Consider the following 427-nt stretch of genomic DNA (forward strand, 5'->3'; position numbering starts at 1 on the left):
CCAGACGTCCCATTTGTGTTCGCGGTCTCACGTGAGTGAACTCACCCGCTCTCACTTGGAAGTTCAACCAGGTGTGAGACCACAATTGATCAGTGACTTCGTCTACCCTCTCCCGTTCTGACACCTCGACACCCGGGGTTCGTTCCGCCAGAGGTCCGGCGATGCTCGCTCTCGCTCTCGGCGGTTTCGGTATCGGCACAACCGAGTTCGTCGCCATGGGGTTGCTCCCGGAAATGGCATCCGGACTCGGTGTCTCGGAACCCGTCGCGGGTCACGTGATCTCGGCGTACGCGCTCGGGGTTGTCGTCGGCGCTCCGCTGATCGCTGCACTCACCGCACGAGTACCGCGCCGCACCCTGTTGATCGCACTCATGGTCGCGTTCACCGTCGGCAATGCCGCCTCGGTTTTCGCGCCCTCGTACACGAC

General features: G+C 62.5%; 1 protein-coding gene. It reads left to right on the forward strand.

What is annotated here, in order from left to right; translation table 11 throughout:
- Nucleotides 1-161: 161 nt before the first annotated feature.
- The coding region (locus A2J01_RS10270; RefSeq protein ID WP_156519238.1) for an MFS transporter at nucleotides 162-427 on the forward strand (266 nt) is incomplete at its 3' end.

The organism is Rhodococcus sp. EPR-134 (assembly GCF_001647205.1).
Taxonomy (GTDB): domain Bacteria; phylum Actinomycetota; class Actinomycetes; order Mycobacteriales; family Mycobacteriaceae; genus Rhodococcus_F; species Rhodococcus_F qingshengii.